The 3,671-nt window shown below is 69.3% G+C and carries 6 protein-coding genes; all 6 read right to left on the bottom strand.

What is annotated here, in order from left to right:
• Positions 1 to 245, bottom strand: a 245-nt coding sequence (locus tag VFL28_11715; protein HET7265329.1) for a hypothetical protein, incomplete at its 3' end; no start/stop codon positions are given.
• A gap of 13 nt (positions 246 to 258) precedes the next feature.
• Positions 259 to 972 (bottom strand): HD domain-containing protein, encoded by a 714-nt coding sequence (locus tag VFL28_11720; GenBank protein ID HET7265330.1) that lies wholly within the window; start codon positions 970 to 972, stop codon positions 259 to 261.
• 17 nt (positions 973 to 989) lie between these two features.
• A complete protein-coding gene (gene yajC / locus VFL28_11725) occupies positions 990 to 1,274 on the bottom strand; it encodes a preprotein translocase subunit YajC (GenBank protein ID HET7265331.1) in 285 nt (94 codons plus the stop codon).
• Between the two features lie 73 nt (positions 1,275 to 1,347).
• Positions 1,348 to 2,472, bottom strand: a complete 1,125-nt coding sequence (gene tgt, locus VFL28_11730) for a tRNA guanosine(34) transglycosylase Tgt (protein HET7265332.1) — start codon at positions 2,470 to 2,472, stop codon at positions 1,348 to 1,350.
• A 122-nt stretch (positions 2,473 to 2,594) separates the two neighbouring features.
• Positions 2,595 to 3,356 carry a DUF6390 family protein gene (locus VFL28_11735; protein ID HET7265333.1) on the bottom strand — a complete coding sequence of 254 codons (762 nt, stop codon included), beginning with the start codon at positions 3,354 to 3,356 and terminating at the stop codon, positions 2,595 to 2,597.
• Positions 3,357 to 3,464: 108 nt separating this feature from the next.
• Positions 3,465 to 3,671, bottom strand: a 207-nt coding sequence (locus VFL28_11740) for a hypothetical protein (protein HET7265334.1), incomplete at its 5' end; no start/stop codon positions are given.

The following is a 3,671-nucleotide window of genomic DNA, read 5'->3' on the forward strand; positions in this document are numbered from 1 at the left end:
GCCGCCGCGGCGCGCCCGGTCCCCGCACGCCGTCCCGCCCTCGCGGGACGGCGGCGCGCCCCCGCCGTGGTGCCCGCTGAAGCCGCGCGGCCGCCGCGGGAGGGGGCCCGCAGCTGGAAGGCCCGCTCGTCGTACCACGCCCACCGGTATGTCGTGGGGCACCGCAGGTACACCGGCCCGTCGGTCCTTCGGCTCACCTCGTGAGGCGTCTCGCAGAAGATACAGCGGTAGAGAATACCCGGCATTTCCGTCCCTCCCCTAAAGCAGCTTGGTGCCGTTCATCTGCAGCCTGAACTGGCAGTGCAGCCACTCCGCCGCGCGCCGGCACATCACCATGCGCGGCAGGAAGATCTCGAAGTATTCCATCACCTGCGAGATCCGCGTGTCGATCGTCAGCTCGAGCGTGACGCTCCGCGCCGGCGCGTCCACGCGAAGAAACGAGTGCTCGACCGCGTAGTTCACCCGGTCGTGGATGTCGAACGTCGCGGGATCGGGGTTGCGCACGCGGGTCCGGTGCACGTCGGACTTGTCGGCGAGGATCAGCGCGGCGCACACGTCGCTCACCGGCTCGCCGGTCTGTTCCTCATGGTTGCCGATCGCCCCCATCACCACGGCCATGTCCATCGGGTCCATGCCGAGCCGGGTGAGAATGCGGCTCGCGAGCAGAGCGCCGGTCGCCTCGTGGCCCACACGCCCGACGAGATTGCCGATGTCGTGCAAATATCCGGAGATCGCCGCGAGCTGGACGAGGCGCTCGTCGTGGTCGAGGCGGCGCAGGATGTTGCCGGCGATATTGGCCACCAGCGTGGCGTGCCGGAAGCCGTGTTCGGTGTAGCCGATCGCGCCGGTGTATTCGTTCGCCTTGGAGAGGTAGGCTTCGACCTCGGGATCGCGCTTGACGTCGTCGAGCGCGACCGGCTGGCCGGGAGCGCTGGGGACCGCCGGGCCGGGGCTCGGCGCGTGTTCCGGCACGCTAGCGGACCATGCCTCTACGGCAGCGACGCGTCGCCTTTGTTGACGACGGCCTGTACCGCGGTGCGGTCGGCCTGGACGCGGACATTCTGCGCCAGCTCGAGCTGAACGCGGTTGTCTCGGAGCTCCACGATCACGCCGTACAGTCCTCCGCGGGTCAGCACGCGATCGCCCTTCTTGAGGCGGCCAAGCATCTCACGGTAGCGGCGCTGCTGGGTCTGCTGCGGCCGGATCGCGATGAAGTAGAACACGACGAAGATGACCACCAACGGCAACAACTGCGCGATCTGCTGGCTGGTCACCCCGATTGGCCTCCCCCGATCCGTGCGCGGCGACGGACGCGCAACACGCCTTCTGCGCGCCTCTGCGCCCATCCTACCACGCGGTCTTATAACGGGCGAGCGCCGCCTCGCTCCACGCGGCGAAGCGGTCCTCAAGGATCGCGGCGCGCATCGCGGCGAGCAAACGCCCCATAAACGTGATGTTGTGAAGGCTCACGAGTCTCGGGCCCAGCATCTCCCCCGCCTTGAACAGGTGGCGCAGGTAGGCCCGGGTGTACCCGCGGCACGCCGGACACGGGCAGTCCGCCTCGAGCGGCGTGAGGTCGGCGGTATGCGCGGTGTTCATCAAACTCACGCGGCCGTCCGCGGTGAGGGCGACGCCGGTCCGTCCCACCCGGGTCGGCAGGACGCAGTCGAACATGTCGACGCCGCGCCGCACCGCCTCGATGCTGCTCGGCGGCACGCCGACGCCCATGAGATACCGCGGGCGTTCGGGCGGCAGGCGTTCCACCACCGCGGCGACCAGGCCGTACGTCATCGTCCGCGGTTCGCCGACCGAGAGCCCGCCGATCGCGTAGCCGGCGAACCCGACCCCGACGATCTCGTCGGCCGCGCGCCGGCGCGTCCCTTCCTCGAACCCGCCCTGGACGATGCCGAACAGTGCCTGCTCGGGCCGCACTTGGGCATTCCGCGAGCGGCGCGCCCACACCGCGGTGCGGCGTTCGGCCTCTTCGACGGCCTCGGACGGCGCCGGGTAGCCGAGACAGACGTCGAGCGGCATGATGATGTCGGCGCCCAGCCGCCCCTCGATGTCGACGACGCTCTCCGGCGTCAAGTGGATCTCCCGTCCCTCGATCGGCGACCGGAATGTGACCCCTTCGTCCGAGACGCGCCGGAGATGGGCGAGGCTGAACACCTGGTAGCCGCCGCTGTCCGTGAGAATCGGCCCGTCCCAGTGCATGAACCGGTGCAGGCCGCCCGCCTGCGCGATCAGGTCGATCCCGGGCCGCAGGAGTAGATGGAAGGTGTTGGCGAGCACGATCTGGGCGCCGGCGCCGCGAACTTCCTCGGGCGTGAGCGCGCGGACCGTACCGTGCGTGCCGACCGGCATGAAGGCCGGGGTGTCGACGGTCCCGTGCGGCGTATGCAGCACGCCCGCGCGGGCGCCCGTCGCCGCGTCGGTATGGACGAGTTCAAAGCGGAACCCCCGACTCTGCATGCACCGCCTCGCGGGCGCCTCTCCTCGACCAGGGCGTGAGTCGTGACGCGAACGGAACATCGCCGTGGAAGTATAGCACCCGGCGGCCGGGCGCCGAGACGTCGGTGGTCCGGCGCCGTGCGCTACGTTAGGAACGTGAGACGGTGCCGCCGGTTCACCAGCTCAAGATGAACACGCGTCTCACGCTTCAAGTGCGTCAGCTGCGCCGCGGTCAGAATCTCGCACGCGCAGCTCCAGTGAATCGAAACGGCGTCCCCCGGCCGCGCCTCGGCAAAAATCTTGCCTTGGAACCCGCGGCGGATCGTGCGCACCTCGGCGCCCCCCAGCGCCAGGTCGTCGTTCCGGAGCACCAGAGGGCGGCGCTCGACAACGATCTCGTCGCCCTGTACGGCCCTGACCGTTCCCCAGCTGATCCGGCATTCGTCCATCGTGCGCAGCGTGTGCGCGATCTCGACGCGGCCGGTCCGGATCGGCATCGCAAAAACGTGGAAGTTGTGGTGCGGGCGGGCGCCGTCGGGAATCTGCCCGAGCATCGCCTCGAACAGGCGCTTCGGCATCCGCTTCCCGAAACGTTCTTCGAGGTGCCGGTAGAAATCCGTCATGCGGACTCGGTCGAGCAGATCGTTGCCGACCCAGTACGCCTCGACCACGCGCCGGTCAAAGGGATCGGGAATCTCGTTCGCGGCGGCGATGAAAGTCAGGTAGGGGTATGCGCCCGCGAACTGGCGAAGAATCTCCTCCAGGCCGCGGTCCGCCGTCCGCTCGGCCAGATAATCGAGGATCGCCCGGCTCTCTCCGGGACCGCACAGCTCCAGCCGGTTGGGCGGAAAGCCGTAGCGCGCCGCGATCAGGACCCCGGCCTTCGGCGCCGCGGACGGTTTCATGCGTCTTTCTCCGGCGCCTTCGCGAGGTCGTGAATAGGCCGCGGCGTCCCCAGCGTCACCCTCCCTCGCGATCGTAAAACGCAGACTAGGAGCGGTTGCCAACCTATTTTACACCGCCAGCCGGTCCGCCGGCGGCTTGAGCGGCTCTGCGCCGTCCGGTAGAATCGCGTCGAGCGCGGCCGCACCGGCCGCGCAGATCCCCGCGGGGAGCGTGCGATGGCCGACGAGATGAGCCGTGAAGAGAAGATCGCCGCCGCGAAGGCCTAAGCCGAAGCGATGAAGGCGCAGCGTGCGGCGCCACCGGTCTCCGCCGCT

Source organism: bacterium (assembly GCA_035691305.1).
Classification (GTDB): Bacteria; Sysuimicrobiota; Sysuimicrobiia; order Sysuimicrobiales; family Segetimicrobiaceae; genus DASSJF01.